The 26,912-nt window shown below is 42.6% G+C and carries 31 protein-coding genes; 15 read left to right on the top strand and 16 right to left on the bottom strand.

Annotated features, from left to right (window positions below; genetic code table 11):
* The first annotated feature begins 96 nt into the window (after nucleotides 1-96).
* Nucleotides 97-1,536, top strand: a complete 1,440-nt coding sequence (locus ACFI6G_RS00890) for a DUF2867 domain-containing protein (protein ID WP_462710096.1) — start codon at nucleotides 97-99, stop codon at nucleotides 1,534-1,536.
* Between the two features lie 126 nt (nucleotides 1,537-1,662).
* On the opposite strand, the gene ACFI6G_RS00885 is transcribed toward ACFI6G_RS00890, so the two are convergent.
* From ACFI6G_RS00885 to rsuA, 3 genes are all read right to left on the bottom strand, one after another.
* A complete protein-coding gene (locus ACFI6G_RS00885; protein ID WP_462710095.1) occupies nucleotides 1,663-2,322 on the bottom strand; it encodes a DUF2913 family protein in 660 nt (219 codons plus the stop codon).
* The gene (locus ACFI6G_RS00880; protein WP_016786251.1) at nucleotides 2,322-3,539 is read right to left on the bottom strand and encodes a Bcr/CflA family multidrug efflux MFS transporter; all 1,218 of its coding nucleotides are present in this window, start codon (nucleotides 3,537-3,539) and stop codon (nucleotides 2,322-2,324) included. The genes ACFI6G_RS00885 and ACFI6G_RS00880 overlap by 1 nt, the downstream gene beginning before the upstream one ends.
* A 179-nt stretch (nucleotides 3,540-3,718) precedes the next feature.
* Entirely contained in the window at nucleotides 3,719-4,414 is a 696-nt protein-coding gene (gene rsuA, locus ACFI6G_RS00875) for a 16S rRNA pseudouridine(516) synthase RsuA (protein ID WP_010441500.1), read from the bottom strand.
* Nucleotides 4,415-4,511: 97 nt separating this feature from the next.
* On the opposite strand from rsuA, the gene ACFI6G_RS00870 reads away from it, so the two are divergent.
* The 4 genes from ACFI6G_RS00870 to ACFI6G_RS00855 all read left to right on the top strand — a co-directional run bounded on the left by ACFI6G_RS00870 (nucleotide 4,512) and on the right by ACFI6G_RS00855 (nucleotide 8,912).
* Nucleotides 4,512-6,254, top strand: coding sequence for a DEAD/DEAH box helicase (locus ACFI6G_RS00870; RefSeq protein ID WP_349662971.1), 1,743 nt, complete (start codon nucleotides 4,512-4,514; stop codon nucleotides 6,252-6,254).
* 104 nt (nucleotides 6,255-6,358) lie between these two features.
* Nucleotides 6,359-6,757: a PepSY domain-containing protein gene (locus ACFI6G_RS00865; protein ID WP_010441504.1), complete on the top strand. Its 399-nt coding sequence runs from the start codon at nucleotides 6,359-6,361 to the stop codon at nucleotides 6,755-6,757.
* A gap of 27 nt (nucleotides 6,758-6,784) precedes the next feature.
* Entirely contained in the window at nucleotides 6,785-7,444 is a 660-nt protein-coding gene (locus ACFI6G_RS00860) for a response regulator transcription factor (RefSeq protein ID WP_010441506.1), read from the top strand.
* Nucleotides 7,445-7,562: 118 nt separating this feature from the next.
* Nucleotides 7,563-8,912: an ATP-binding protein gene (locus ACFI6G_RS00855; RefSeq protein ID WP_010441508.1), complete on the top strand. Its 1,350-nt coding sequence runs from the start codon at nucleotides 7,563-7,565 to the stop codon at nucleotides 8,910-8,912.
* A 134-nt stretch (nucleotides 8,913-9,046) separates the two neighbouring features.
* Here ACFI6G_RS00855 and ACFI6G_RS00850 read toward each other — a convergent pair whose 3' ends face one another.
* The 3 genes from ACFI6G_RS00850 to ACFI6G_RS00840 form a co-directional block, all read right to left on the bottom strand.
* Nucleotides 9,047-9,427, bottom strand: a complete 381-nt coding sequence (locus tag ACFI6G_RS00850) for a VOC family protein (RefSeq protein WP_010441510.1) — start codon at nucleotides 9,425-9,427, stop codon at nucleotides 9,047-9,049.
* Nucleotides 9,428-9,747: 320 nt separating this feature from the next.
* Entirely contained in the window at nucleotides 9,748-11,055 is a 1,308-nt protein-coding gene (locus ACFI6G_RS00845) for an LssY C-terminal domain-containing protein (RefSeq protein WP_016786253.1), read from the bottom strand.
* Between the two features lie 14 nt (nucleotides 11,056-11,069).
* A complete protein-coding gene (locus tag ACFI6G_RS00840; protein ID WP_462710094.1) occupies nucleotides 11,070-11,798 on the bottom strand; it encodes a glycosyltransferase family 2 protein in 729 nt (242 codons plus the stop codon).
* Nucleotides 11,799-12,153: 355 nt separating this feature from the next.
* Here ACFI6G_RS00840 and rplY point away from each other — a divergent pair, with 355 nt between their 5' ends.
* Entirely contained in the window at nucleotides 12,154-12,432 is a 279-nt protein-coding gene (rplY, locus tag ACFI6G_RS00835) for a 50S ribosomal protein L25 (protein ID WP_010441516.1), read from the top strand.
* A 249-nt stretch (nucleotides 12,433-12,681) separates the two neighbouring features.
* On the opposite strand, the gene ACFI6G_RS00830 is transcribed toward rplY, so the two are convergent.
* Nucleotides 12,682-13,032 carry a hypothetical protein gene (locus ACFI6G_RS00830; RefSeq protein WP_010440416.1) on the bottom strand — a complete coding sequence of 117 codons (351 nt, stop codon included), beginning with the start codon at nucleotides 13,030-13,032 and terminating at the stop codon, nucleotides 12,682-12,684.
* A 387-nt stretch (nucleotides 13,033-13,419) separates the two neighbouring features.
* Here ACFI6G_RS00830 and ACFI6G_RS00825 point away from each other — a divergent pair, with 387 nt between their 5' ends.
* Entirely contained in the window at nucleotides 13,420-13,593 is a 174-nt protein-coding gene (locus ACFI6G_RS00825) for a hypothetical protein (RefSeq protein WP_010440413.1), read from the top strand.
* Nucleotides 13,511-13,702 (top strand): hypothetical protein, encoded by a 192-nt coding sequence (locus ACFI6G_RS00820; protein WP_229632042.1) that lies wholly within the window; start codon nucleotides 13,511-13,513, stop codon nucleotides 13,700-13,702. The genes ACFI6G_RS00825 and ACFI6G_RS00820 overlap by 83 nt, the downstream gene beginning before the upstream one ends.
* Nucleotides 13,703-13,799: 97 nt before the next feature.
* Here the strand turns inward: ACFI6G_RS00820 and ACFI6G_RS00815 are convergent, their stop codons facing one another.
* The 3 genes from ACFI6G_RS00815 to ACFI6G_RS00805 all read right to left on the bottom strand — a co-directional run bounded on the left by ACFI6G_RS00815 (nucleotide 13,800) and on the right by ACFI6G_RS00805 (nucleotide 15,402).
* Nucleotides 13,800-14,051, bottom strand: coding sequence for a TIGR03643 family protein (locus tag ACFI6G_RS00815; protein ID WP_016786255.1), 252 nt, complete (start codon nucleotides 14,049-14,051; stop codon nucleotides 13,800-13,802).
* A gap of 86 nt (nucleotides 14,052-14,137) precedes the next feature.
* Nucleotides 14,138-14,659 carry a GNAT family N-acetyltransferase gene (locus tag ACFI6G_RS00810; protein WP_010440408.1) on the bottom strand — a complete coding sequence of 174 codons (522 nt, stop codon included), beginning with the start codon at nucleotides 14,657-14,659 and terminating at the stop codon, nucleotides 14,138-14,140.
* A 314-nt stretch (nucleotides 14,660-14,973) separates the two neighbouring features.
* Nucleotides 14,974-15,402, bottom strand: a complete 429-nt coding sequence (locus tag ACFI6G_RS00805; RefSeq protein WP_016768598.1) for a hypothetical protein — start codon at nucleotides 15,400-15,402, stop codon at nucleotides 14,974-14,976.
* Nucleotides 15,403-15,882: 480 nt separating this feature from the next.
* Between ACFI6G_RS00805 and ACFI6G_RS00800 the strand changes: the two genes are divergently transcribed.
* From ACFI6G_RS00800 to ACFI6G_RS00790, 3 genes are all read left to right on the top strand, one after another.
* Complete coding sequence (locus tag ACFI6G_RS00800; protein ID WP_010440405.1) at nucleotides 15,883-16,074, top strand: hypothetical protein; 192 nt, start codon at nucleotides 15,883-15,885, stop codon at nucleotides 16,072-16,074.
* 272 nt (nucleotides 16,075-16,346) lie between these two features.
* On the top strand, nucleotides 16,347-17,087 hold the full coding sequence (locus tag ACFI6G_RS00795) for a hypothetical protein (RefSeq protein WP_102292297.1): 741 nt from the start codon (nucleotides 16,347-16,349) through the stop codon (nucleotides 17,085-17,087).
* Between the two features lie 207 nt (nucleotides 17,088-17,294).
* The gene (locus ACFI6G_RS00790) at nucleotides 17,295-17,714 is read left to right on the top strand and encodes a BLUF domain-containing protein (RefSeq protein ID WP_016768597.1); all 420 of its coding nucleotides are present in this window, start codon (nucleotides 17,295-17,297) and stop codon (nucleotides 17,712-17,714) included.
* Between the two features lie 50 nt (nucleotides 17,715-17,764).
* Here the strand turns inward: ACFI6G_RS00790 and ACFI6G_RS00785 are convergent, their stop codons facing one another.
* Nucleotides 17,765-18,631 carry a LysR family transcriptional regulator gene (locus ACFI6G_RS00785; RefSeq protein ID WP_016786256.1) on the bottom strand — a complete coding sequence of 289 codons (867 nt, stop codon included), beginning with the start codon at nucleotides 18,629-18,631 and terminating at the stop codon, nucleotides 17,765-17,767.
* Between the two features lie 140 nt (nucleotides 18,632-18,771).
* On the opposite strand from ACFI6G_RS00785, the gene ACFI6G_RS00780 reads away from it, so the two are divergent.
* A complete protein-coding gene (locus ACFI6G_RS00780; RefSeq protein ID WP_010440397.1) occupies nucleotides 18,772-19,146 on the top strand; it encodes a YybH family protein in 375 nt (124 codons plus the stop codon).
* Between the two features lie 192 nt (nucleotides 19,147-19,338).
* Here the strand turns inward: ACFI6G_RS00780 and proX are convergent, their stop codons facing one another.
* The 3 genes from proX to proV are packed head-to-tail and all read right to left on the bottom strand — an operon-like array spanning nucleotide 19,339 to nucleotide 22,633.
* Nucleotides 19,339-20,346 carry a glycine betaine/L-proline ABC transporter substrate-binding protein ProX gene (gene proX, locus ACFI6G_RS00775; RefSeq protein WP_010440395.1) on the bottom strand — a complete coding sequence of 336 codons (1,008 nt, stop codon included), beginning with the start codon at nucleotides 20,344-20,346 and terminating at the stop codon, nucleotides 19,339-19,341.
* Entirely contained in the window at nucleotides 20,339-21,442 is a 1,104-nt protein-coding gene (proW, locus tag ACFI6G_RS00770; RefSeq protein ID WP_010440393.1) for a glycine betaine/L-proline ABC transporter permease ProW, read from the bottom strand. The genes proX and proW overlap by 8 nt, the downstream gene beginning before the upstream one ends.
* A gap of 3 nt (nucleotides 21,443-21,445) precedes the next feature.
* Nucleotides 21,446-22,633, bottom strand: a complete 1,188-nt coding sequence (gene proV / locus ACFI6G_RS00765; protein WP_010440391.1) for a glycine betaine/L-proline ABC transporter ATP-binding protein ProV — start codon at nucleotides 22,631-22,633, stop codon at nucleotides 21,446-21,448.
* A 659-nt stretch (nucleotides 22,634-23,292) separates the two neighbouring features.
* Between proV and ACFI6G_RS00760 the strand changes: the two genes are divergently transcribed.
* The gene (locus ACFI6G_RS00760) at nucleotides 23,293-24,036 is read left to right on the top strand and encodes an HAD-IIB family hydrolase (RefSeq protein WP_010440389.1); all 744 of its coding nucleotides are present in this window, start codon (nucleotides 23,293-23,295) and stop codon (nucleotides 24,034-24,036) included.
* 81 nt (nucleotides 24,037-24,117) lie between these two features.
* On the opposite strand, the gene ACFI6G_RS00755 is transcribed toward ACFI6G_RS00760, so the two are convergent.
* On the bottom strand, nucleotides 24,118-24,330 hold the full coding sequence (locus tag ACFI6G_RS00755) for a TIGR02450 family Trp-rich protein (RefSeq protein WP_010440387.1): 213 nt from the start codon (nucleotides 24,328-24,330) through the stop codon (nucleotides 24,118-24,120).
* Nucleotides 24,331-24,499: 169 nt separating this feature from the next.
* Here ACFI6G_RS00755 and ACFI6G_RS00750 point away from each other — a divergent pair, with 169 nt between their 5' ends.
* Nucleotides 24,500-24,775, top strand: coding sequence for a nitrogenase-stabilizing/protective protein NifW (locus ACFI6G_RS00750; RefSeq protein WP_010440385.1), 276 nt, complete (start codon nucleotides 24,500-24,502; stop codon nucleotides 24,773-24,775).
* A 137-nt stretch (nucleotides 24,776-24,912) separates the two neighbouring features.
* Nucleotides 24,913-26,037, top strand: coding sequence for a M14 family metallopeptidase (locus ACFI6G_RS00745; RefSeq protein ID WP_010440171.1), 1,125 nt, complete (start codon nucleotides 24,913-24,915; stop codon nucleotides 26,035-26,037).
* Between the two features lie 172 nt (nucleotides 26,038-26,209).
* Here ACFI6G_RS00745 and ACFI6G_RS00740 read toward each other — a convergent pair whose 3' ends face one another.
* Nucleotides 26,210-26,566: a hypothetical protein gene (locus ACFI6G_RS00740; protein ID WP_010440166.1), complete on the bottom strand. Its 357-nt coding sequence runs from the start codon at nucleotides 26,564-26,566 to the stop codon at nucleotides 26,210-26,212.
* Nucleotides 26,567-26,912 lie beyond the last annotated feature (346 nt).

Genomic DNA, 26,912 nt, shown 5'->3' with positions numbered 1-26,912 from the left:
AGAGATACCTAAACGGAACGTATTGATGAATAAAGATAAATATCGCGCTATTATATCAATGTTCGGTTTTTAACCACAGATATAAATGGAGTAACAATGAAGAAAGTACTGGTTTTAGGCGCTTCTGGATATGTTGGTTCACAGCTCCTCCCCCTCCTGCTTGAACAAGGCTATCAAGTTACTGCAGCAGCAAGGCATATCGACTATTTAAAGGCACGAACAGAACCTCACGACAACTTGTCACTGGAATACCTTGATCTCGCAGATCAAGCGGCGACACAAGCATTGGTACCCGATTTTGATCTTATCTTCTTTCTAGTTCATGGCATGGCAGAAGGCCATGATTTCATTGATTACGAGCTCAACTTGGCGCGTAACTTTGTTTCGGCACTTGGACCGAAGAATCAACACATTATCTATCTCAGTTCTCTTCAGCCTCAAACGGGCGATTCAGAACACCTTCAAGCTAGAAAAAAAACCGGACAGCTACTTCGAAAAGGCCCCGTTCCAGTAACCGAACTCCAAGCCGGTGTTATCATCGGTCCAGGCTCCGCAGCATTCGAGATCATGCGAGATTTCGTTTACAACCTACCCATCATGATTGCGCCAATATGGGTGGACTCCAAAGCCAACCCTATCGCCTTGCAGAACCTTAACCACTACTTGCTGAAACTCGCACAGGAAACACCCAATGAAAGCCAAACGTTTGAGGTTGGCGGACCTGATATTGTCTCTTACCGAAACCAGTTTGCTCATATAGCCAAAACAGCCGATCGCCCACTCAGGCTTTGGGCAACGTCATTACTAACGCCTCAAATCGCTTCCTATTGGTTAGGGGTAGTCACCTCCGTCCCTTCTAACATCGGCAGAGCGCTTCTCGCAGGCTTAAAGCATGACTTCATTGCCAGTTCGACCACCATTAGAGAAAAGTACCCTCAAAAGCTTATATCGTTCGAGAGCATGGTTGAGCAAGCCATTCACGCTGAAGGAAATTTCGTTAAAAGTAATGTCTGGGGCTTTGATAAAACCGCGTTCAAACGATGGCAAGCTGGATATGGCTACTACCCCAAGAAAACCGGTGCAAGCATCACTTCAACCGCGTCACTGGAATCACTGTGGAATGTCGCACAGCAGATAGGAAGCCCCAAGCAAGGTTACTTCTTTGCTAACGCTTTATGGCGCACACGAGAATGGCTAGATGTTCTGTTTGGTGGCGGTATACCGGTTCGACAAATGCCTGAAGGCCCAAACTTAAAAGTGGGTGACAAAATCGACTCGTGGAAAGTGATCCGTTGCGAAGAGAATCGGTTCTTATCTCTGCTTTTCGGAATGAAAGGCCCTGGTTTAGGTAGGCTGGAAATTACCGTATCTGACCACGGAGATGCTCGTGAACTGAATATCTCAGCTTGGTGGCATCCAAAGGGCTTTCTAGGATTACTGTATTGGTTTGCGATGATGCCGGCCCACCTGTTTATCTTTAAAGGCATGGTAAAGGCGATAGAAAAGCAGGCTAAAAAAGCTGATAAAAAACCATAACAGCACATGAAACATTAGAGTAAAGAGATGCTAAGACAGTAAAAACGAATGATGTAGCCCGTTGCTATCATTAAAAAAAAGACCGCCAATTCGGCGGTCTTTTGATAAATATCGATAGTCACTTAGTTAACCAATAACACTGATTGGAATTTCCGCTAACTGATTACCTTGGTTAGCAGGATACACGATGTATTCACCGTGATACTTCACCGCTGACTTATAGTCTGTAACTTTGTGAAGCATAAAGCCTGCTTCCATCGCTGCTTGAATAAACTCTGCGTGATTACCACGCACAAACCAGTTCATCGGCTTAACCATCAACTCACCGTCGAAAGAGTCGTCACACTGTTTACCACACAAGGCAAAAGAATGTTCGCCATCGGTGAAGAATTGAATCTTACCGCCAGTGGTCAGTTCATCTTCACTCGATACGCTCCAACCCATCTCATACATTTTGTCCATAAATGCTTCAACATCACTGTCTTTTAGCGCTTTAGGCTCTTCGCCTTCAGGGAAAAAACGTCCGTAAAACGCAGAAATACGTTTGAAGGTAAAAGTTAAATCAGAGTTGTTGCCTTTTGAGCGACCCTGTTTCTGCCAGCGAACCAAGTCAGGCACAATCACGCGATCATAAGCTTGAGATTTAATCGTCTTTGTTACCCAACGAACAAGGTAAAGGTTGTTCGCGATAGGTGCGTCAATGGCCTTGCCAGATTTATGTAAAGCATATAGCTCGCCTAGCGCATCATTCACTAACTTCTGAATTTCAATATAGTATTTTGACATTATGCCTTCTTTCCTAATGTCCAATATAGTAATGCTGACATTACTGCACACGCAGCCATTACCATAGCCATAGACCCAGCACTGTCACTTGGTAGCATCGCAACGATCGCTCCAACGACAGAACCAGTACCAAATCTCAATGTTCCCGCAAGCGATGAAGCCGTGCCTGCCATATTAGGGTAACCACTTAGCAGTAGACCCATAGAGTTACTGCCAATCGTAGAAATAGTGCCGATAAACAGCATCACAAACGGTACAACACCCCAAAGCCCGAGATCCAATGCCCAACCAGCCAGTAAACCCACACCAGCCAGTAATTGAATGACCAGCGCTGCTCTCAGCATGGTATGAGAACCGACCTTCTTAACGATTCGACCATTGATTGTCGTCATCAGAATCATCGCAACAATGTTCAAGCCAAATAAGTAACCAAACAAATCAGGACGTACGCCATAAATGTCGATATAAACAAAAGAGCCTGCGGTTAAGAATGCAAACATCCCAGAAAAAGAGAATGCACCAGAGAAAATCAGGCCCATAGCCGTAGGGTTTTTACATAAACGAGCGTAATTACGAATCGTCGTTTTAAAGCGCAGTGGCTGGCGATTTTCAACAGGCAGTGTCTCAGGGATTTTGATTATTACCGCGAGAATCACAATCACCGCAAAAATGGCCAAGACCCAAAAGATTGAACGCCAGCCAAACCACAATGCCAAGTAACCACCAATCATAGGTGCGATAAGTGGCGCAACCGTCATCACCAAGGTAACGAACGACATGGTTCTTGCAAAATCTTCACGGTCGAACATATCACGCACAACGGCCTGGATAATGACCGCTGCCGCTGCCCCTGCGAAACCTTGAGCAGTACGAACTAACGTTAGCGCTTCAATGCCATGAGTAGTAGCACTCACAACAGACGCAATTGCAAAGAAGAAGACACCAATCAGTAAAACAGGCTTGCGACCATAACTGTCGGCTAACGGGCCATGTAACAACTGACCTAACGCAAAACCTGCGGTGTACGCTGTGAGTGTGATTTGTACTTCACCCGCTGTTACGCCGAGATCTTTGGCGATCGTTGGCATTGCGGGCAGGTACATATCGATGGCGAGTGGTGTCAGTGCACCAATCGCACCCAGAACCAAAAATAGCATCCAACCTAACTGAGGAGTTTGTGGTTGTGATTTTGGGGTCTGTTGGGTAGACGTTTGCATAACTCTCCGACTAAGTACTAGGTTTTATGTGAGCATGAACATGCACACAGTGATACGCGAATATACACATAGCGATATATAAATACGCAAATAGTAATAATGGCTGAAACTGTCCTAGTACCAGTCACAATAATCAGCCGACGCTATCCTTGGTCGGCCACATTTTACAATAGAAAAAACTACTTCCAGATAGAGTCGACTTCTTCTTGTGTTAGATAACGGTATTCACCCAACTCCAGAGATTCGTCCATCTCGATTTCACCGATACGCTCGCGATGCAATGCTTCAACCTTGTTACCAAGCGCCGCAAACATGCGTTTTACTTGATGGTATTTGCCTTCGTGAATCGTTAAAAGCACTTCACGCTCAGCACGTACATCAAGGTGTGCAGGAAGTGTTAGGCCATCTTCGCTCTTAAGCTGAATGCCTTCTTTGAATTTTTCAACGTAGTCCGCTTCAACAGGTTCAACAAGCCATACACGGTATGTTTTTTCGCACTTGTGCTTTGGCGACGTGATGCGGTGAGACCACTTACCATCGTCAGTAATCAATACAAGACCAGTGGTATCAACATCGAGACGACCTGCAAAGTGCAGCTTGTCCATTTTGATTTCATCAAGCAATTCAAACGCAATACGATTTGCGCCATCTTCATGCGAACAAACAAAGCCTTCTGGCTTATAAAGCATGATGTAACGTGGGCCGTGAACGTGAAGTTCATTGCCTTGCCATTCCACAACGCACTCTTCAGTTACCTTAAGTGAGCCGCTTTTTTGAATGACATCATTAACAGTCACTGCTTTTGATTTTAATAAGTGTGTTGCTTCTCTTCGAGTGACGCCTAACGCATCGCACAGAAATTTATCTAAACGCATGAATACCTCAACTAATCTAAGTCGGGTATTATAGTCACCTTTGCTCAATTAGTTGAGCTATTTCACACTATTTGTTTTTCACCATACAAGACTCGATATGTATACACTCCGCCCATACCAAGCTGACTCCGTAAAATCAGTGATTCATTACTTCAGAAAACACCAAACTCCAGCAGTTTTGGTGCTGCCAACGGGTGCAGGAAAAAGCCTAGTCATTGCAGAGCTAGCAAGGCTTGCCAAAGGCCGCGTTTTGGTGCTTGCTCACGTTAAAGAGTTAGTAGAGCAAAACCATGAAAAATATGAAGGTTATGGGTTAAAAGGTTCGATTTTTTCTGCCGGTTTAGGCCGTAAAGAAACCGACCAGCAAGTGGTATTCGCGTCGGTTCAATCCGTGGTTCGCAATCTCGATTCATTTTCTAACCAGTTTTCATTATTGGTTATCGATGAATGCCACCGTGTACCGGATGAAAAGACCAGTAGCTACCAGAAAGTGATCACTCACTTGCGCGAGAACAATCCAGGTATCAAAGTGCTTGGGCTGACTGCAACCCCATATCGTCTTGGTATGGGTTGGCTTTATCAATACCACACACGTGGCCAAGTGCGTTCTGAAGAACCGAGATTTTTCAGAGACTGTATTTTCGAACTGCCGATCCGCTACTTATTAGACGAAGGCTTTCTTACGCCAGCACGCATGATTGATGCTCCGGTTTTGAGTTATGACTTCTCTAAGTTAAAGCCAGCAAGCACTGGTCGCTATAAAGAAGCTGAGCTCGATATGGTGATCGAACAATCGAAACGCGCCACGCCACAAATTGTCGACCAAATCATTGAGCTGGCCAAAGACAAACTCGGCATCATGGTATTCGCTGCAACCGTTAGACACGCACAAGAGATCCTGAGCTTACTCCCTGAAGGTGAATCATCCATCGTGATTGGTGACACACCTACGCTAGAGCGCGACCAAATCATCAACGATTTCAAAGAACGTAAAATCAAATTCTTAGTTAACGTATCGGTATTAACCACAGGTTTTGACGCGCCACATGTGGATTTAATCGCAATTTTACGACCGACAGAGTCCATCAGTTTATATCAACAAATTGTTGGTCGTGGATTACGTTTGTCTCCAGGCAAAAAAGAGTGTTTGGTATTAGATTATGCAGGCAACAGTTACGACCTCTACCAACCTGAAGTCGGCGATCCTAAGCCGGATTCAGACAGTGAGATCATCACCATTCCCTGCCCTGCTTGCGGCTTCAATAATAACTTCTGGGGCAAGCTAGACAGCAACGGCTTCTTACTCGAACACTTTGGGCGAAAATGCCAAGGCTACTTTACCGATGAAGACACAGGGGAACGCGAGCACTGTAACTATCGCTTTCGAGCTAAATATTGCGGTGAATGCGGCGCGGACAACGACATTGCCGCACGTATTTGCCACGAATGCGATGCCACCTTAGTTGACCCAGATAAAAAGCTTAAAGAAGCGTTAAACCTCAAAGATGCGTTGGTGTTTGAGTGTTTAGAAATGGACCTTAACGTTCTCAAGGACGAAAAAGGCAAGTCGCAGCTTAAGGTCACTTATCGTGGAGAAAACCAAGCACAAGTGCATGAGTTTTGGTCATTAACCACCAAGAAACAGAAGCAGAACTTTAAGGATCAGTTTGTTCGCCCTCACCTTGCCGACAGGCACAGACCGTTTGAGGAAGCGTCACCAACCAAGGTTGTTGCTCACCAACATCGATTTCGCCCGCCTCAATTTGTGATTGCACGTAAAGTGGGACGCTTTTGGAAGATGAGAGACAAGATATTCGAAGACGAGCTTCAACAGCGCTAATACCTCATTTTTTGAGAACCTAAAACTCATAATTAATCAGGTTCACTTTCTGTTCAGAATTACTTTTTTATACTGAACGCTATCAACCTTCTCTAGGATTCGCTATGTTTAGTAAAGCTATGATTTCTTTGTTTTCTATAAGCTTCGGCTTATTGGTTTCTGCCAGTGTCTGGGCCGACTCTGATCATAACGGTCATGACCTCGTACAAGATGTCCACAAAGCAGGAACTCGTATCGAATTTGAAGAAGATCAAGACGAAGTCTACGACGCAGTACAAGAAGGCTATATCCGCCCTTTCTCAGAAATGTACGCGGCAGTGGAAAACGATCTGCATGGTCGAATCATTAAAGTAGAGCTTGAAGAAGATGACGACGTTTGGGTTTACGAACTCAAAATTAATCATCAAAACAACATTATCAAAGTCGAATACAACGCTGAAACGCTAGAAATGTTAATGATAAAAGGCCGAAACTTTAAAGACGCTATAAAAAGCGCTAATTAGTAGTTCATAAAAATAAGAAGAGTAAACATGAAAATTTTAGTCGTTGAAGACGAACCTCGTTTAGGCCAACAAATTATTGAAACACTTGAGGGAGCCGACTGGGTACCCGAGCTTTCTCAAGATGGTATTGACGCACTGTATCGGGCAACATCTGAAGAGTGGGACGTGATTGTTCTCGACTTAGGCTTACCAAAATTAGATGGCTTAACCGTATTGAAAGGCATTCGAGACGAAAACATCAATACACCCGTAGTTATTTTAAGTGCTAGAGACACATTAACTCAACGAGTAGAAGGCTTGAATGCTGGCGCTGACGATTATCTAACCAAGCCATTTGAAATGGTAGAGCTGATTGCTCGAATCCGCGCTCAGTTACGCCGAGCATCTGGCAGTGCCGCTCCAGTGCTACAGATTGGCGATCTCAGCTTAGACACGCGCAGTTCAAAAGTTTTGTGGCAAGGTCAAGCTGTCAGCTTAACCGCACTCGAATACAAAGTAGTCGCGTATTTCATGCATAACCAAAACAAGGTTATTTCACGTACGGAATTGGTTGAACACATTTACAAACAAGATTTTGACCGCGATTCAAACACCGTGGAAGTGTTTATCGGGCGTATTCGTAAGAAAATCGCACCAAAGATCATAAAAACCGTTCGTGGCCTCGGCTACCAACTGAATGCTGAATAGCGCGATCGTCAATTAACAAGCGCCATCATTAATCAAATACACATCAAATAAGTGGATAGCCTGTTCTGATCACCGTAATACTGATAAATCGCGACGAGCAAAGGCAGGCTAGAAATGCATGAATCTAAAAAAAAGAACGCTTAAAAACATCAGTCTAAAAAGCCGCTTGCTTCTCGCTGCGGCTTTTTGGTTGGGTGCAATGATACTTGCTGCTGGTATCGGTATACCAAAATTGGTTAATGATTACTTGGTCGATGACGTAAAGCAGCAATTGAGTCTTACTATGGACGAGTTAACTGCAAACATCGAAACAAGTAACAGCGGCAACCTTATCATGGCCGAACGTCTTTCCGATCCAAGATTCAACCAACCGTACAGCGGGATCTATTGGCGTGCATCCACTCAAGATCAGATCATTCGTTCTCGTTCTCTATGGGATAAAGATCTTACCATCAAGCGTTCACCCATTCACACCTCCGTTAAGGGACCTCAAGACGATAAGTTGATTTACATCGAGCAAGACATTTACTTACCTGAACTGAGTGAGCCTGTCACCATTACTATTGGCCTCGATGAAGACCCACTAGAGTCAACACTCAATCAGTTAACACGCCAGGTTTGGCTTATTTTGATGTTGTTGTTTGTAGGGGTGCTACTGCTCATCGGCATTCAAGTCAGTTGGTCACTACTGCCACTAAGTAAAATGCAGCGCGAACTGGTGATGCTAAGAAAAGGCGAACAACAAGGGTTAAGTGATAACTACCCGAAAGAAGTGTCTCCGCTAGTCTCTGACCTTAATGCCCTACTCTTCCATTACCAAGAGCTATTGGAGCGAGCTCGAAACCACGCAGGTAACCTTTCTCACGCGTTAAAAACACCGTTATCGGTTTTGAAAAATGAGATAGAAATGCTTCCCGATAACGAGAAGAAACTCTTACAGCAACCCATTTATCAAATTCAAAGCCAAATTGACTATCACCTTGGCCGCGCACGCATGGCGGGTGCAATGAATATCCTTTCCGTGAAGTCATCACCTTGTGAACGTGTCGAAGCTATCGCGATGGCTTTTGATAAAGTCTATGCCGCTAACGACGTCACCATGATCAATGAGCTGGATTCTGAACTTGAAGTCGCCGTAGAAAAAACTGACCTAGATGAAATGGTCGGCAACCTGCTTGAAAATAGCTATAAATGGGCGAGCAGTATTATTCGAGTTCACGCCAACGCGCTTGCAGACGGTAATATTGAATTGGTCATTGAAGATGACGGAAAAGGCATTCCTGAAGAGAAACTCGCGCAAGTCACCAAGCGAGGCGTTCGACTTGACGAAACAACGCCAGGTACAGGTTTGGGGCTCAATATAGTGAACGAAATGGCCCACAGCTATCGAGGCAGTTTAACTCTAAGCAAGAGCTCTATGGGGGGGTTAAAAGCCTCTCTCATTCTAAAGGCCTCTCAAGCTTCTTAGGCTTCTTAGGCTTCTTAGGCTTCTTAGGCTTCTTAGGCTTCTTAAAAACAATAAAGCTTCTGGGCGCGAAAAGCAGGCGTTTGCCTATCATTTGCAAACTCCTGCTCTTTTTTCTTACTTAATTAGAGCTCACTTTAACTCATAGAATGCAACCCTATCGTATTGCCCTCAGTATCACTGACAACACTAATGAAACCATGTTGACCAATGGCCATTTTGGGCACTTGTAAGGCACCACCATTCGCTGCTGCTAAGCTCGCTTCGGTCTCACAGTCTTCACAAGAGAAATAAACCATCGTGCTGTTACCACCAGCTTTGACACCAGACATAGAACACAGCGCCCCTGTTGCACCGTAACTGTCCATCTCACAAGGAAATACCCACATTTCAATGTCGATTTCAGTTTCGTTATCTAACTTCTCTAGCCTCACTTTAAACACAGCTTCGTAAAAAGCCTTCGCTCTCGCCATATCATCGACATAAATTTCAAACCAACCAATCGGATTCATTTGCATAACGTTGTCCTTGGCTTTCGCCGCTTACTCGCCCTTAATTAGCATAGACAAAGAAAACAGATTATCGCTGAGAAGTAGCTTATAAGAGGGTTAAGTTGCTTAACTTAAAATAAGCGCTGAAGAAAAGGCAAGGCCCTGTTCGATTTAAGAATTAAACAAGGCTCATATTATTGGCTGTTCTAGGATGGGTAGACCAGAAAGAAGCGAGAGAAAGATAAGCAGTTAGTTAACTACTATATGGGTGCATATCACTAGAACGATGGATAATGAGCCAAAAACCAAAGCAACAGGTTTCCTTTAACAAGCTTTGTACCACTCTTCTATATATCGTTCACTGCCACATTTAAAGCTGGCGATTTAACGCCGTACGTCGTTGCTCCAATCATCAGAATTTTGCCATCAGTATAATAATCGTGATTATCATTCAAAGCTTCTGCGTTAGCGAGTGGCAAGTGCACCAAACCAATATTTGGATAAGTCGATTTGATCTGTTTGGCAAACCTATCGCGTTCTTCATCCACATTCGGGTCAATTTTATGAAGTATGGTGACAATACCTGAGTACGGCGTCACTTTAAGCCCATCATCGTAGCTGATTGCCCCTAACCACTTAAGTTGATTGCTATTACTGTCTAGCCCTGCGTTCCACCAACGTATGTGGCTTCTTTTCATTAGGTTTCCAGGCAATTGAAATGCCATATCTTGAGGCTGATTTCGCCAATACAAGTCAGAAACCGGAGGAGTATTCGCTTTTAACAAGGCTAAATAATGTGTCCATTCAATCTCATGTCGAGAAAAGGTTTGGTTCTCTATCCAACCAAGTTGATTCATCAATTCACGGGGGGACTCCCCGACATACACAACATTGATCGCTTGTGCATCGTAAACGGGAGACAAGCCAGGAAATGCTTTATAAATCACTTGCTCTAAGTCAATAGAGGCCGTTTCTTCTGGCGCTTGTTGAGTTTGAAAATCATCGGCCTTCCAGAAGAAGTGCGCGTAATTTGCGTAGCATAACCAAACGACCAAAAGTGTACTGGTCTTCAGCGTCAGTCTGCGCCACTTGAACTTATATCCGATTGTGACAAAGGCAATAACGACGACCAAGCCAATCATTAAGCTTTGATGTTCAGTAAGAAAAACCTTAACAGTATTCAATAATGGAAACTGTTCAACTCCATGTGCCAATAACATGCCCCATGCAATAAATTGTCCACCACCAAGCAACAACCCAATCGATGAAAGCAGCGTAAAGCTACTCCACTTAACGCGATGAGAGCCCGCAATAAAAGGTACGACCCAAGCAATAGGTCCAAGAAGGCGAGCAGCCACAATAATGTAATTGCCCTTCTTTGCGATTAGGTAACGGCATCGAGCCATAAGCCTTTTGGTTTTAGGGCGGAATTTTATAAGTTTCTTTTGTGCGGTTGCACCCCATTTTGATCCAATAAAATAGCTCAACTGGTCTCCGATGAAGCCACCCAACATCACTAGCACCAACGCCATCCATGCACCTGAATACAGTTGAAAGCCCGCAGCGATAAAAAAGGGCTCTCCCGGTACAAATAGGTTCGGGCCTATGAGTGCGTCACCTAATGCACCCAAAAACAGCCCTAGTCCATCAAACATAACAACCTCAGCGCTTACTGTTCTTTATAATGACCAAACTTGTAGTTCATCTCGTTGTCACGCATTTCACCCTTAAAGAAACGTCTTACATTGGCTTTAAGGTAAGTTGATCCCGTTTTAACAACACCATCTTGGTCTAACCGACGAGGGTCAAAGCCAAAAGTCATATTCAGGAATCTAAATCGCCATGTCTTGCTCGCACGTTTTACGTAATCACAGTCTTCGCACAATACAATTTCTTCATCGAACCCGCCGATTTCATCGTGTACTCGCTTAGTCGAGAAAATACACGCGCCAATCGCTGTTGGAAAAAAGAACTGAGTGGCAAATAGCCCGGCGTTAAACACCCCATAACCAAACTTGTGAACAAGCGGCAAACCCTTAGAGCTCATGTACACGCCTGCGACTTCGAGTTTCTTCTCGTCCAATTCATAAAGCGCTTTGGCAAGAAAGTTTCGAGGTAAGCTTACATCAGCGTCTAAAAAGAGGATTCTGTTGTACTGAGCCAAAGAAGCTCCCGTGTTTCTGCCCAAGCTCACACCACGTGTTTCCATGTGGTGAACCGTTAAGTTTGGCAATGCACTTTCATAGGCCTGCGCCACTTCTCTTGTGTTGTCTTCGCTGTTTGAATCGACAACGATAACTTCAAACTCCTGATGGGTTTGGACGCTCAACTTTTCCATCAAGCGTCCAATGCGTTTTTCTTCGTTTAAAGTAATAACGATAATGCTAACCGGTTCCATATGTTCACCTATTTATTCTGCTGTTTAATTAACACTAAGATTAACTAACAGAGTCTTAACCAATCCTTAGTTGAACATTCATTTTCCGTTCATTAGCTGATGATATAAATAGATAAGGTCTGTGATACAAAGGGCGAGAAAGGCAAAAATGAAGACCAATGAACATTTTATCGTCAAACGAGCTGAATATCGAAGGAATTTCCCTTTGTGATAGGCTTCTGACTTGCTCCGATTTGAATGTAATGTTAGTATCCGCGCTCGCTTAAGCATGAACTCGTTTATGCATAAGCATTACCACATACTCAAGGTCGCATTGAGGTGTGAAGTTAATTTTTACTAATTTGAGAGTAAAACTATGAAATTTGAAGCAGTAGTACGTACTGAACTAGGTAAAGGTGCGAGCCGCCGCCTACGTCACGCTGGTAAATTCCCAGCTGTAATCTACGGTGGCGAAGCAGCAGCTGTAGCTATCGAACTTGTTCACGCTGACGTGATCAACCAAATGGATAAGCCTGAATTCTACGAAGCAATCACTCTACTGATTGACGGCGCAGAAGTTAAGGTTAAGCCGCAAGACGTTCAACGTCACGCGTTCAAGCCTAAAGTTGAGCACATGGACTTCATCCGTATCTAATTCCCTACCAAGGAATAAGATTGGATTAATCCAAGCCTTCTGCATAGAAAAGATAATCGATCTTACCAGTCGAGAAATCTAGAAATTCGAAACCCCGATGCTACCAACATCGGGGTTTCACCGTTTTTGAGCCATCAAAAACGTCGTAAATCTCGCGCAATATACTGAAACAATTACTGCCTCTTTGTACCTACCTTTCTGTCGGGATATTTATAGTAAGAAGGATTGAAGACTTACGTGTTTTGCCCCCTATTCCAAGTTCTCCAACCCTGATGTATCGATACCTTTCAATGCTTCTTTTGCTACATCATCAGAGCTCGTCGATTTAGTCTTTTGTGGATAACTACCTGCTAAACCTTTACCAATCGAAGTTGCTTCATCTTGAAGTTTTTTACCCTCAGACTCGCCCGCAAGCCAGCCTTGTTTGTAGTCGGTATCTGAATTGAAACGCTTTTCATCTTTTATATAGTCTTCGAAGTCATTACCAGTTTCTTGCATTCCGCTGTGTCTACCGTCATGGAAACCTTGTATGTAAGATTCGTTATGGCCACTCTTCATTAAAGCACTGTCACTGGTTCCGCAACCAGTAGAAATAAGCATAAACAATATTACCAATACAAACCTTGTCATTTCCGAACCCTCAACTAAGTATCACTGTAACTTAACAATAGTCTAATATTTCAAGCATATAAATACTGTGGTAATAGATAGTTAACGACAGTTCGAAGTGAACCTAATGTGTAAGGATATCCACTTGTCCATCCACGCACCAAACAAGTTCACTGCTCGTCTAGTTCGTGGAAATACCGTTCGCCTCAAGCAACAAACTCTGCAGCGATTGACCCTGTATTTTCGATATCCTCAATTCAAGACGAACAAGGAAAGCTTAACTACCCTGCATTTTGGAGTAACACGACTCACCTCCGCGTTGGTCCAAAGTCACAATCACAAGCTGCCTACTTCTGCTTCGACGAATGCTTAGGTTATATGAAGAGACCAAAATCAAAAACGTGCACTCTACTTGATGTACATGGCGCGGGCGCTCAACGCGCAGAACCGAAAACAGGCAACGCGAAAGATTACCCTAACGGGTACGGACCTCAAGGTGATGTCATTCGGATTGAAAACGACGTTCGTGCTGTTCGTCATTTGTCTTCTTAACTTATCTTCGATATTTGTTAAAAGTATTAAGGAAATAAAATCGCACACAGTGATGGTTAAGTCTTCTTTGAAAGCTGTGAACAAAATGGTTAAGCGCAAAGCCAACTGACCTTTAATTCAGTTTGATAGATTAGTGTGGATGAATTCATCATCCACTAAGCTGTACAAATTCAAGCGCGATAACACAGCGCTAAGGTATGAACACTCTAACGCTGCTTATACTGGGTCGGGCAATAACCTCTCGAAACATCCGACCTACGAAGCTTTAAATGCTTTGTTGATCGCCCGGAAACACGCGACCGCCACAACTTGAAACTCCCCAGCTTTAATTTGGCACGCATAAAGCGAATCACTTCAGATTCATTCAAACCAAATTGTAACTCAATGGCCTCAAATGGCGTTCTGTCTTCCCACGCCATCTCTATAATTCTTGATTCACTTTCTCTCGATAACTTCATTGCACACTCATCCTAGTTAAACTAGACAAAAATACGCTCGTTCTCGATTTTTAGATCAAAGAGTTATCCGTTATATTTACAAGTCGTTAATGGCGTTCCAACCACTCACAACGCAACAGGCCATACTTAACTGAATCATAATACTCGCCTTTATAAAAGCGTACTTTTCTTAGTCTCGCTTCCTGTTGAAAACCCAACTTCAACGCCAGTGACATCATCCGCGGATTACCCGACCAAGTCGTTAAACCCACACGCTCTATCTGCTTATTTTCGAATAAATAAGAGACCCAAAAAGGAAGTGCTAACGCTGCAATGCCCTTACCCCAATATTTAGAATCATAAATAACAACGCCAGCTTCAAGCCAATGGGTCTCTTCACACTCCCAATAACAATTGACGGTTCCTACAGGCACACCGTCTACAACCACCAGCTGTAAATCAGCTCCATTGAGTAACCGTCGGAACGAACAACTTTCAAACTGTTCAAATGATGGGTGGGAGTACGGGAAATAAGGGCCGTTAAACTTCGTCCACTCATCGTTTGAGGTGACCAAAGCATAAATAGCGGCCAATTCACTTGGCATGGCGGGCCTAATAGTGACTTTCATATACTTTCCAAACCTGATTAAAAGGGTTATCAATCTCAACGATAACTATCATTAGGAGCCAATGTAAACCGTACAGTTCAAATCCCAGCCTAGAAATTGAATATAGTCCCTTTGACGTTTTAACAATCACTACATCTAAGAACAAAACCAAATCATAAATGCCACAACTCAAGAATCATACGAATAACAATCGTTGTTAAATAATGGAATACTTTATTCATGCTATTCAGAAAACAAAAAGCTCGTCAAATAATGACGAGCTTTGTTTTCACAAGCGTAGTTAGAGTGATGCTATCTACATTACGAAAACTAGTTTACGAATAAACCTGGTCACGTAACTCCAACTCAACGTTTTTCAAGACTTTGAATTCTTCGCGAGTACAACCACGAGCGACAGACACCCAATGATCGCCCGTTTCATCTGACCCTTTAAACTCTACACGCAACTCATATCTTCGCCATGAGATAAAGGCCAAAATAAAAGTCAGTGCAAGCATAGGCAAACCAAACTGAGGTACAAATGCCCAAGTAGCAGCGGAAAGCACCAAAGCCAATGAAACGATATTGATTGCGTTTTCTTTAAGGCCTAACTGACGAACTTCTAACTGTTTAATTTTCCGTAAGCTATAAACGTCCTTCTTAACTCGTAATTCACTGTCATTTACAAGAAAATCAGTCTCCTTATAAGACTTACGAAATCGCATTATATTCGCCAACCTATTGCGCTTATGGTTCTTATTCATCGCTTTTCTGCATGTTATTAAAGGTTAGTAAAAGCTAATATAATCATGAAGTTATTAATGAACGGTGAATTTATAAATCAAGCCAATATTAAAATCAAGCTTATATGGTTAATAACATTTATCATAATTAGAAGGGGCCTGAGCATTAGTGACACCCATGTAATGCTTCACCCGAACTACCGCTGAGTATCAGATTAATGCACAGATGATATTAGCCTGCAAAACCTACAACTTTGTAAGCATATGTTTCACTCATAATTATACTGGTTGCTAAAACGCACAAAGCCGCTTGAAGCCACATCACAAAATTCTTGAAATTCAATAAGTAAACGTAAAAAAAACACCCCGTTCTATCACAATAAAACATACCTGAATAATACTAAATAACACATTAACCATGACTATCTATTAAGCAATTGATCTCATAAATTGGAAGCTGTACCTTTGCTTTATGCATACGGTTACTCAAGGGAAATAATAATGGACAAGCTACTGACAAACGCAATGGAACAAAAACAACGCACAATTGTGACGAGCTTATTCGCAAGAAATGGATTTAAAATTGCGACAACAGATTTTGATGATGTGACTTTTAAACGTGAAGATGTACTTGTTAATGTTCGCTTCGATCTATCTTCAAATGTTGAGTCAATCTCAGTAGTGAATAACTAAATATTAGATTCAATTACTTAGATGGTGGGCTTAGATAATATAGCTCACCGTTTATTGATTAGAGATAAAAGCATGACTCTGCACTTCACCTGCTTCCGCCTTCTCGTGATAAGCGCTACTTATTATTCATATTCAAACCACTAGTTAGCCAGTTGTAAACATCGCAAATACTATACCTCTATCAATGGAAAGTTATCGATAAGCCATCATTGAAAGATAATGCTTGTCACATAGTTAGGATACTTTTTTCTAAAGTAGAGAGTAGTTTCAAAATGAAAAGAACAGCTTTATTTGCCTCCTTAATAGCGGCGTTACTGACCGGATGTAACAGCTCAAATGATTCTAATTCAGTTGATGGTTCAGCACCTCATAACCCTGAAAAACCGATCTTACCACCAGAAGGCGGCGATGGCTCTGCGGGCGATCAAACCAATCCTGATGAAGATACAGACTTAAATCCATCTAAAGACGCGTTAATAGTTGAAGCAGCCCAACGCTGGGGAACAAGTTACGACGAGATGTACAATGCGTGTCAACTTTGGAGCTGCAACCTTGCGGACATACAAGAAAGAATCATATTTACTATAGAGCGTGAAACACAATTATTAGAAGGCTTAGCTAAAGTGACCTTCATTCTTTCTCATAACACCGCTGACTTATGGCCTACTTACGTATTTTACAGTGATTTAATTGGAAATACCGAAATCGAAATTGAACACTCTTCATCAAGTTTTCATTACATAGATGACGATAAAATCGTAAGTGAAGGCTCTACACTATTGGGTTGGAAGACTGGATTTGGCAGTTGGGCCACTCAAAACCCACGAAATTGTATCGACGCTTATTGTGCCGAATTCAAGACCTCTTGGTTAGAAACCGGCACCTACTCAAGTGCTATGGCTGTATACCGAGAAAATGGAGAAGTCATCAAGACTCAACGTGGCTACCTTAGCCAAGATGAGCTGAGAGCACTCTACCCTGTATTTAGTCCGACATTCCCTGGTCACTACTAACGTCAGTCTAAATATCATGAAAAGTGAACAAGGAGTATTGTTATGATACTCCTTGTTCATAAAATTCCGCACTAACAAGCCAATTAGATTCTGATAATTACTGACTAATCAATCATTAGAACACCCTGTTTTGTCGCTGAATTCGCAATTCCATCAACTTGGCTTATATTTGTAGGTAACCTTTAAACAAAAATTGAAGTGGTGTTTATGTTCCTAACTCGGTTGATTTATGTCAGTACGCTTTGCGAAAGTTGCGACGCCAAAGCTTTAGATGATATTTTGGATATTTCCCGTGACCACAATAAACAAAGCCATTTAACTGGGCTACTTAGTCATAATCAAAAGTATTTTCTTCAGTGTATAGAGGGGTCGAGAGATGCGGTCAATCATACCTACAACCATATTCTCAATGACCATCGCCACAACAACGTGACAATTCTCTATTACAAAGAAATTGATAGCCGACAGTTTGGTGATTGGTCAATGGGTGATATTCCCCAATCTAGCTTGACTGAATTGTTGAACTTACAATTTTCGGCCTCTAACCAATTTAACCCATATGAAATGTCTGGGGAAAGCGCGTATCAAATGTTATTAGAGCTGAAGCAGAACCTGCCATCTGAGTAATCTCCCTTAACATCGAGTAGACGGTTATTAAGATGAAAACCTCACACCAATTAAATGAAGTCATTTTTGAGTCTATCTTCCAATGCTTGAACACATAGTTTAATGGCGATCGGTGTGTTTGCAGCGAATGGGGTTAACGCATAGACCGTGTTAGTTGGCAATTGAAAGTTCGGTATGACATCGACCACATCATCGGATAGCTGATGAAGGTAGAAATCTGGTATTACACCAATACCAACGCCTGATTTGATTAAGGCAAGACAGCTGTGGAATGAGTTAGTGGTGCAACTGGCTTGTTGTTGGTAAACAAAGTCTTGCTCACTGTTAGAAGTGAAAGAATGAGTCACCTGCTTTCCCTGCCACGAGTTTGCAATGTATGGAATAGAAGTAAGTTCACTATCTCGCATACTTTCGACGCCACATAACACGTCTTTGAACTCACCCAAACGCTTCTGCTTAAGGTTACTGTCACGTGAGCTTCCCACTCGTACCGCGAGATCAATATCGTGCTCCATGAAGTCCAAGTGCTGGTCATCACCAATCAGTTCTGGTTCTAATTTCGGGTATTGCTTCATTAGCTCTGCAATAACAGGCGCGACGAGCAAGTCCATCAGCGCATTCGGCGCCGTGATTCTAATCCGACCTTGTGGCTCTTCTAATTCTGCTTTCGCCATATCCCAAGCAGAGTCAGCGATCACGTTGATGTCTTTACAGCTTAGATAAAAACGCTCCCCCATACTGGTCAGGATCTGTCTCCGCGTTGTTCGTTTAAGAAGTGAGGCGCCTAACTCTTGTTCCAGTATTTTAAGGTGCTGGCTGACGACAGACTTAGATAGTTCAAGCTTTTCAGCCGCCGCTGATACTGAACCCTGCTCTACAATATGAGCGAAAATAGACATCTGCTTTAGCTTATTCATTTAATTGTTCTCTTTTTACATACAGTCTTTTTTATTATCTCTGTTTTTCCATTCAATTTATAGAACTAAACTGAATCCAACTTATCAAGATACCCAAATCAAAACACAGTGTTTGAAAGAAGACTGTTATGGAGAGAATAATGTTAAACAACCAAATATTAGAAGCATGCAAGCAAGGCATTGACGCATGGCAGAAAGCATTCAACAGCCAAGATGCCAAAGAGTGTGCAGCTCAATACACTGAAGTATGTGTGATGGAAGCGCGTCCGTTTGGTGTTTTTGAAGGTCGTGAAGCGATTCAAGCATTTTGGCAGAATATTATTGACCAAGGCTTCAAAGACGTTGATTACACAGACGTGACGTGGGCAGAACACCCAGAAGGTGGTTACATCCTGACTGCAAGCTGGACGATGAACAAGGCATTCGGTGTCGTGCACCGTGAGCACTGGGCTTTGGAAGGCGATGGCCATGCTCGCCTAGTAAGCGACTACTTTGAAGTTCAAGGCGAACGCTAGAAGCTCAAGAGTAAAACAGAAAGCAAAAAGCCAGCAGTCCAAATAAGACTACTGGCTTTTTTTAGTGATTAACACTTGCCATTGCTTTACTTAATTTGATGGTGATTCGGCGACTCTACACTGGCGCTAAACACGCTCATAATATCAAATTAAAGGGCCAGATATTGTCTGGACGAATACAAGTAAGTGTTATTAAAGTGCTGCTTTCTTCGATTCTGCAATCCAAGCATCAAACGTACTTTGATTCGCTTTAATCCAACCGTTTACATGCGCTTCAATATCAGCAGAGCTGTTTTTGCCTTTGCTCATCATCATGTTCTGAGCACTTACATCGTTGATGTTCAATTTGATGATTTCGAAAAGCTTCGCCGCCGCTGGGTTATTCTTAGCAAACTCTTTGTTCGCGATAATGCGCATCGAGTTCATTTGGAAACCGTAGTTTTTACCATTCGACAACGTTGTATCGACATCAGCACGATCGCCAGGAAGAGATGAGAATGGTACTTCTAGCCACACTACATCTTCATTTGGAACCAACACGCCACTCACCCAGTATGGAGTCCAAGTGTAGTAAAGAATCGACTCACCCTTTTGGTAACGCGAAATCGTATCAGCAATAATGGCGGCATAGTTACCTTGGTTATGCGTAACTGTATCATCAAGTTTGAATGCTGAAAGTTGATGTTCGATAACCATCTCACAACCCCAGCCAGGGTTACAGCCCGTTAAGTCTGCTTTACCATCACCGTTTGCATCAAACAGTTTTGCAATTTTCGGGTCGGTCAGTTGGCCAATGTTAGTAATGTTGTACTGTTCTGCCGTTTTTTTATCAATTAGGTAACCTTGTGCCGCGCCACTTACATACTGACCTTCACGATAGAATTTGTCATCGCCACCAGCCATTTTGTATTTATCAGCATGAAGTGGGAACCAACCTACTGTTAAGAACGTTGCATCACCTTTTGCGATAGAAGTGTAAGCTACGTTGTAGTCCACTTCTTGTGTCGCTTTTACGTCGTAGCCAAGTTCTTCTAACGCACGGTTTACGATCAACGTTTGAAATGTTTCCTCAGCGACAGAAGATTGAACTGGCTGAACAGATACACCTTCACCCGGTAAGCTTGCAGCCCAAAGGTTCGTTGATACTGCTAATGTAGAAACGATGCTAACAGCAAGTTTACTCTTCCATGAATTATTCATTGGTTTTTTTCCTTAATTGTAGTTCTGATTTGTTGCCGAGATTGAATGCGTTAAGTACAAGAGAAACAGGTCCCATCTGGTACCAGCGTAATTTTGTGTTGCCTGCGTTAGCGCCTAAAACTTGAGTAATGCGATCAAGCAAGATAGCAAGAATAACGATGCCCAGACCGCCGACAGCCGCAAGTCCCATATCTAGACGGCCGATACCTCTCAATACCATCTGGCCTAAACCACCGACTGCGATCATTGACGCGATAACGACCATAGATAGCGACAGCATCAACGTTTGGTTCACGCCTGCCATGATAGTTGGCAATGCCAATGGCAATTGAATTCGATATAACATCTGCTTTTTGCTGGCACCAAATGAGTGACCTGCTTCTATCAGCTCTTCAGGTACCTGCTGAATGCCCAAGATGGTCAAACGTACCACTGGTGGTAGTGCAAATATGATGGTTACCACTACGCCCGGCACATTACCAATACCAAATAACATAACAATTGGTACCAAATAAACGAAAGCTGGCGTGGTTTGCATAGCATCTAGAATTGGACGCACAAATTTAGCAGCAGTATTACTTCGGGCGAGCCAGATACCCATTGGTAAGCCTATCAATAAACAGAAGAATACCGATGTCATAACCAATGAAAGAGTGGTCATCGCTTCAGACCAAGCACCAATCAAACCGATAAAAGTAAGCGATACTGCAGTCGCAAGACCCAACTTCAAGTTTGAAAACTGCCATGCCAACAAAAATAGAATGATAAGCATAAACGGGGCTGGCGTAGAAACTAATGCCGTTTCAAATGAACTTAGAATGAAGTCGATAGGAATTCGTATTGCCTGAAATAACGGACGCCCGTGTTCAACTAACCAATTCAAACCAGATTCAACCCAAGTATCGACAGGCAATACTGCTTCGGCAAATGGGTTAAGTGGGTCAAAAGGTATGGTTTCTACCGTTTCACTGCTTAACCAATCCGCTGATGGTGAGGTGTCAGTTGCTTGACCCCAAGGATCACTTGATGGCTGGGTCGATTGCTCTGAAACAGTAGATTGTGACCATGGGTCATTATTCGTTTGTTCTGATGACATGATCTACCCCTTATCCAATGTTTGTAACAGTCGTGATTTAGTCACCACACCGAAGTAATTGCCTTGTTCATCCACAACAGGGACTGAATAAGGCACACCACCAACAAGGCCAAGTACATCATTGATAGGTAAATCTGGGCTCAGCGTTAAACCATCATCGAGCTGCGCACTAACCAAAGATTTGTTCTCTTTGTGAGCTTGACGAAGAGAATCGACAGAAACGATGCCTGAGTAAAGGCTGCTTTTATCGATAACGATGCCGTATTCACGGTCATTATCCATCAGAATTTGCAGAGCAGAAGCTGGGCCATCGTGTTCCGATTTCTTAAATACTGCAGCCGGTTTCTTACGTGCGATATCTTTCACAGTAAGAACACTTGCTACATTTACGCCTCGGAAAAAGGCTTCAACGTAATCGTTAGCCGGATTGTTAAGAATTTCGTCAGGGGTGCCTACTTGAACCACTTCACCATTTTGCATAATCGCAATTCGGTCACCAATACGCATTGCTTCATCCAAATCATGCGAAATGAACACAATCGTACGTTTGTCATCGTTTTGAAGGCGAATCAATTCATCCTGCATTTCAGTACGAATCAAAGGGTCGAGTGCAGAAAATGCTTCATCCATTAACAAGATATCTGGGTCACATGCTAGGGCACGAGCCAAACCAACACGTTGCTTCATACCACCAGATAATTCATCTGGGTAAGATTCCGAATACGGCCCAAGACCTACTCGCTCCAAGGCTTCAAATGCAGATTGTTTGCGTTTACTTAGCTCAACACCCGCAAGCTCAAGGCCAAATGCTGCGTTTTCTATCACCGTCATGTGTGGCATCAAAGCGAAATTTTGGAAAACCATAGAGATGTTGTTGCGGCGAACTTCGCGGAGTTCGTCTTCTGAGATGTGGGCAATATCTTTGCCTCGAAGAAGCACATTACCTTTGGTGGGTTCAATTAAGCGATTAAGAAGGCGTACTAGGGTTGATTTGCCAGATCCTGACAGTCCCATTATTACGAAAATCTCGCCTTCTTTGATACTAAGAGAAACATCGTTAACGCCGATCGTTAGACCTGTTTCTTCGAAAACTTTGTCTTTGTTTGCGCCTTCACTGATCATCGTAAAAGCACGGTCGGTGTCTTCACCAAACACCTTGTACAGTCCCTTAACTTCCAGTATGGGATCCATGAAATCTAATCCTTTGTTAGTTATTTAAACTTAAAAATGGTTATTTAAACTTAAAAATGGTCATCTAAATTCAAAAAAACAATTAGCACTCTAAGCAATCCAGCAGAGTAAATCAAGGGGTTGCATTCGGTAAAGGCCAGTGAAAACTACCAAATAACATATAAAAAACAAGGTTAAAATAAAAAGAGTAATTCAATAAAATACTGATAATAAAAGACATTAAGCAATCACAAATGCGCACGGAATTATGTATTACTTACTGACAGATTATTGAATATTTATTTTACATTAGTACAAGGAATAGGCTGAACGAACCAAGATTAAGCATAAATAGTTCGTGTACAAATAATTCGAATACAAACTATTGGTTAAGTTTTTCGGGTGCTTAAAAACTGGAAGTTCAAGCGAACAGAAAAGTGGCAAAATCACGGCATAAAGGGAAAAAGTCGATAAAGCCAATTCTATTAAGATGAACCCAGGTTGGTCGAAATATCTTCAACCTTTAAAAATACAACACCAGTTGTGATACTTGCTGCAAACTATCAAATATCGATTATCTAGACCAAAAGACGACTTGTAGAGTACTAGCAGCTGAGCCATTCTTTATGCAAGGCGTCGATCTTTTCTGCCTATCGATTAAAGAAAAAAAAGGGATTCTGATGATAAAAATGTTGGTGTGTGACTTTGATGGGACACTTGATGGAGGCTCATCTCATGGAGTAAATCAGTTATCTGACTACTTAGCTGACCAAACAGATATCCGCTTTATCATTGCGACAGGTAGAACCTTACCTTCCATCAGGGTTGGATTAGCTTCAAACAACTACCCAAAACCCCACAGTATTATCAGCGATGTTGGTACAAGAATTCATCACAACCACTCCCAATTGCCTGATCATATTTGGCATAACCAGTTAGAAGCTTCTTGGAACAAATCAAAAGTAGAGTTGGCACTCGCATCACTGAATTTCATGGGTGAACGTTTGGAAAACCATCAAGGCGATTACAAAATTACTTTTGAAGGGAAATTATCTGAACCTCAACAAACGCTGATTGGATTGAGCTTGAAATCGCACGGCCTAGACGTCCATCTCACTTACTCTCACGACTGGTACTTAGATATAACGCCCAAAGGAGTTAATAAAGCCACGGCGATTCGTCATCTGCTCCAACAGCATGATTTGAGTGTTGAAGAAGTGTGCGTTGCAGGTGACTCTGCGAACGACACATCTATGCTTACTATAGAAGGCGTCAACTCAATATTGGTGGCGAACCATTATCCGGAAGTTGCTCACCTGTCCGACAGAGAAAATGTTTACACCAGCACAGCAACACACGCCGCGGGCGTTTTAGAGGGGCTGAAGTACTGGCAAAAACGAGCATCTGTAAACAAACATCTGTAAATAGTGGATAGGTACTAGCTCGTGAGCCACGAACCTGTTTCTTAATCAAGGGAAAAGGCTTCTCGATTACTTTTCTTACTCCTACTTCCAACCTGGGAGCCAATGTTGGTTGTCGGTTAGCTCTCGCCAGTTAATAGCTTCCTCTCGTTTGGTCATCACTGCCTCTATTAAGCAACGAATTACCTCCCCTTCTTCAAATTCAACCTCTGTGATCATAAAGTGCTTTTCTTTTTTTACTGGGCTAACGGCAGTCCATTTACTGCGAAGTAATTTCTTTGGATTAATTCGATTCATGGGTTATCTCTCGCTGTGATGTTTCAAACTATAAGTACGCAATAACAAAAGGGATCACTTTAATCTGTAAGTTGACACTTAAAACTGGGGAGCTCATAACTAAGGTCAATAAATCAAACCATAGGCTTAGTACAATACCTGTTATTGATGAGTCACAAATAAGCTCCCCATGAATCAAACAGAGTTCCAACAAAAAATAACGAGCTTCACTTCTATCGAACAAGCGCTTGATTACTTTGAAATTGGGTTTGATAGCAAGTTCATCGACCAAAACAGAATAGAACTGATGAAGCGTTTTAACGGTTATCTCATTCTGTCAAAGCCCGACGATTGGTTTTCTGGACGAAGAGCATTGAAAAACGCCTACTGTAAGGTTCAACGTAGTAAGTTAGATCGCCACACACGTTCTGCCTGTCGTGGTTGTACTACTTGCCAACGTCGCTAGTTTCAAGTCAGAAAACTCAAAGGTAGATAATAAGAAATAGATAATTGAAATAACATCTCATTGCGATCTCGCTAGTGGTTTGCTCGAAAAAAAGTGTGCTAGTCTTACGGCAACTCAACTACGAGATAAAAACTACAATGAAAATTTTCAGCAATTTCGAAAGCGGCAACATTCACGTCGTTTCAGCAGATTCACCACAAAACATTCAACTGACGATCCCAGCAGACAACCAGACTGAAATCTCTCAATGGTTTCACTTCCGTTTAGAAAGTGAAGATCAACAAGCTCACCACTTTGAAATCGGCCAATTGGCAACATCAGCCTATCCTGAAGGCTGGAAAGATTACGATGTTGTTGCATCTTATGATCGTGAAGAGTGGTTCCGTGTTCCATCTCAGTTCGATGGCGATACACTAAGCTTTGATATCATTCCTGAACACGATTCAATGTACTTCGCCTATTTCGCGCCTTACTCATATGATCGTCACCAAGATCTCCTGCACAGTGCTCAAACGCACCCGGCTTGTAAGTTAGAAACGCTGGGTCACACGCTAGACAACAATGACATCACTTTGCTAACCATTGGTGAGCCAAGTGAAGAGAAGAAAAACATCTGGGTTATTGGTCGCCAACACCCGGGCGAGACTATGGCTGAATGGCTGATCGAAGGCTTGCTGCAACGTTTACTTGATGAAACAGACACAGTAGGTCGTTCTCTTCTAGATAACGTTGTTTTCCACGTTGTACCGAACATGAACCCAGATGGCAGTATCCGTGGTCACCTACGTACCAACGCGATTGGCGTTAACCTTAACCGTGAATGGCAATCGCCATCTCTAGAACGTAGTCCTGAAGTTTTCCTTGTGCGTGAGCGTATGCTAGAAACTGGCGTTGACATGTGTCTAGACATTCACGGCGACGAAGCAATCCCATATAACTTTGTTGCGGGTAGCGAAGGTACGCCGTCATACAGTGAGCGCATTGAAAAACTAGAGAACCACTTCAAGCAAGCCCTTCTGACTATCACTCCCGAATTCCAAGATGAATTTGGTTACGATAAAGACGAACCAGGAAAAGCGAATATGACAGTGGGCACAAACTGGATAAGCGAACAGTTCAAGTGTTTGGCTTATACAGTGGAGATGCCATTTAAAGACCACATCAGCCACGCTGATGAACTTTACGGTTGGTCTCCAGAGCGTAGCGTTGCATTCGGTCACGACATGCTAGCGGCAGTTTGGGCGACAGCAGGCAAACTCTAATTGACGTCACGCTAACCTAACCAAAGACATATTTTTTGCGATTTTGGTTAGAAGTGCTGCGTAAAGATATTGCTATACAAAAACGACAAAGCCCGGTGCATTCAGATGCGCCGGGCTTTTTGATTTCTTATCTACTTATCTACTTGTTTAATCTACTAATCTACTAATTAGCTTAGGCCACTCTCAAGTTAGCAAAGAAGACCGGGTATCTCTGCCGAATATGCCTTTGTTCTGACACCATATCTTTGAAGCTTGGGCCTTGAGACAATTGAACAATCACTTCATCGCCCTCTTGTCGCAACACAGCCCCACTAATATCAACACTATTGTTGTCGTGTAGTCTTAACGTTCCCGCCATTGAAAAGCCGCGGTAAACAGGAATGACGTTTTGCATCATTAGACGCACACCCTTTTCAGAAACCTCACTGACATGAAAAAGCTCATCCTTAATTCGCATCACCGGACGTGCCCTTTTAGGGTACTTTAAACGATAATATTGGCGTTTCTGGGTGAACGATTCTTCACACATCAGTGACTCCCGTCTCTTTTGATTGATCAGTAATAAGCTATCGATTAGTTTCAGTTAACGCTTTAAAATTGATGTATTCATTGCATTAATATCTAGTAATTATATCGACTTAATGAACGAATACTTTAAGTAATTTGAGCTGGGAGCTTGGTATTACCTAAAACTCTGCAAAAACTGAGATGTCGGTCATATACTACGAGCGGAACATCATATCTAAACAAAAATCCAAACCTAAATCATTACTCATAAAATATCCTGAACGTTTTTCACACTTATACTCGAAAAGTTTGTCACGAAGATAGCAAAACTCATTCTCTAACTTTTACAGCCCTGTTAGACTCCACAT

The sequence above is a fragment of the Vibrio sp. PSi01 genome (genome assembly GCF_054960695.1).
The sequence above is the reverse complement of the archived record's forward strand: the minus strand, read 5'-3'. Positions and strand labels throughout refer to the sequence as shown.

Excerpts from the sequence above, each read along its gene's own strand:
- ACFI6G_RS00890 (WP_462710096.1), top strand. The coding sequence starts at position 97 with ATGAAGAAAGTACTGGTTTTAGGCGCTTCTGGATATGTTGGTTCACAG.
- ACFI6G_RS00885 (WP_462710095.1), bottom strand. The coding sequence starts at position 2,322 with ATGTCAAAATACTATATTGAAATTCAGAAGTTAGTGAATGATGCGCTA.
- ACFI6G_RS00880 (WP_016786251.1), bottom strand. The coding sequence starts at position 3,539 with ATGCAAACGTCTACCCAACAGACCCCAAAATCACAACCACAAACTCCT.
- rsuA (WP_010441500.1), bottom strand. The coding sequence starts at position 4,414 with ATGCGTTTAGATAAATTTCTGTGCGATGCGTTAGGCGTCACTCGAAGA.
- ACFI6G_RS00870 (WP_349662971.1), top strand. The coding sequence starts at position 4,512 with ATGTATACACTCCGCCCATACCAAGCTGACTCCGTAAAATCAGTGATT.
- ACFI6G_RS00865 (WP_010441504.1), top strand. The coding sequence starts at position 6,359 with ATGTTTAGTAAAGCTATGATTTCTTTGTTTTCTATAAGCTTCGGCTTA.
- ACFI6G_RS00860 (WP_010441506.1), top strand. The coding sequence starts at position 6,785 with ATGAAAATTTTAGTCGTTGAAGACGAACCTCGTTTAGGCCAACAAATT.
- ACFI6G_RS00855 (WP_010441508.1), top strand. The coding sequence starts at position 7,563 with ATGAATCTAAAAAAAAGAACGCTTAAAAACATCAGTCTAAAAAGCCGC.
- ACFI6G_RS00850 (WP_010441510.1), bottom strand. The coding sequence starts at position 9,427 with ATGCAAATGAATCCGATTGGTTGGTTTGAAATTTATGTCGATGATATG.
- ACFI6G_RS00845 (WP_016786253.1), bottom strand. The coding sequence starts at position 11,055 with ATGTTTGATGGACTAGGGCTGTTTTTGGGTGCATTAGGTGACGCACTC.
- ACFI6G_RS00840 (WP_462710094.1), bottom strand. The coding sequence starts at position 11,798 with ATGGAACCGGTTAGCATTATCGTTATTACTTTAAACGAAGAAAAACGC.
- rplY (WP_010441516.1), top strand. The coding sequence starts at position 12,154 with ATGAAATTTGAAGCAGTAGTACGTACTGAACTAGGTAAAGGTGCGAGC.
- ACFI6G_RS00830 (WP_010440416.1), bottom strand. The coding sequence starts at position 13,032 with ATGCTTATTTCTACTGGTTGCGGAACCAGTGACAGTGCTTTAATGAAG.
- ACFI6G_RS00825 (WP_010440413.1), top strand. The coding sequence starts at position 13,420 with ATGAAGAGACCAAAATCAAAAACGTGCACTCTACTTGATGTACATGGC.
- ACFI6G_RS00815 (WP_016786255.1), bottom strand. The coding sequence starts at position 14,051 with ATGAAGTTATCGAGAGAAAGTGAATCAAGAATTATAGAGATGGCGTGG.
- ACFI6G_RS00810 (WP_010440408.1), bottom strand. The coding sequence starts at position 14,659 with ATGAAAGTCACTATTAGGCCCGCCATGCCAAGTGAATTGGCCGCTATT.
- ACFI6G_RS00805 (WP_016768598.1), bottom strand. The coding sequence starts at position 15,402 with ATGAATAAGAACCATAAGCGCAATAGGTTGGCGAATATAATGCGATTT.
- ACFI6G_RS00800 (WP_010440405.1), top strand. The coding sequence starts at position 15,883 with ATGGACAAGCTACTGACAAACGCAATGGAACAAAAACAACGCACAATT.
- ACFI6G_RS00795 (WP_102292297.1), top strand. The coding sequence starts at position 16,347 with ATGAAAAGAACAGCTTTATTTGCCTCCTTAATAGCGGCGTTACTGACC.
- ACFI6G_RS00790 (WP_016768597.1), top strand. The coding sequence starts at position 17,295 with ATGTTCCTAACTCGGTTGATTTATGTCAGTACGCTTTGCGAAAGTTGC.
- ACFI6G_RS00785 (WP_016786256.1), bottom strand. The coding sequence starts at position 18,631 with ATGAATAAGCTAAAGCAGATGTCTATTTTCGCTCATATTGTAGAGCAG.
- ACFI6G_RS00780 (WP_010440397.1), top strand. The coding sequence starts at position 18,772 with ATGTTAAACAACCAAATATTAGAAGCATGCAAGCAAGGCATTGACGCA.
- proX (WP_010440395.1), bottom strand. The coding sequence starts at position 20,346 with ATGAATAATTCATGGAAGAGTAAACTTGCTGTTAGCATCGTTTCTACA.
- proW (WP_010440393.1), bottom strand. The coding sequence starts at position 21,442 with ATGTCATCAGAACAAACGAATAATGACCCATGGTCACAATCTACTGTT.
- proV (WP_010440391.1), bottom strand. The coding sequence starts at position 22,633 with ATGGATCCCATACTGGAAGTTAAGGGACTGTACAAGGTGTTTGGTGAA.
- ACFI6G_RS00760 (WP_010440389.1), top strand. The coding sequence starts at position 23,293 with ATGATAAAAATGTTGGTGTGTGACTTTGATGGGACACTTGATGGAGGC.
- ACFI6G_RS00755 (WP_010440387.1), bottom strand. The coding sequence starts at position 24,330 with ATGAATCGAATTAATCCAAAGAAATTACTTCGCAGTAAATGGACTGCC.
- ACFI6G_RS00750 (WP_010440385.1), top strand. The coding sequence starts at position 24,500 with ATGAATCAAACAGAGTTCCAACAAAAAATAACGAGCTTCACTTCTATC.
- ACFI6G_RS00745 (WP_010440171.1), top strand. The coding sequence starts at position 24,913 with ATGAAAATTTTCAGCAATTTCGAAAGCGGCAACATTCACGTCGTTTCA.
- ACFI6G_RS00740 (WP_010440166.1), bottom strand. The coding sequence starts at position 26,566 with ATGTGTGAAGAATCGTTCACCCAGAAACGCCAATATTATCGTTTAAAG.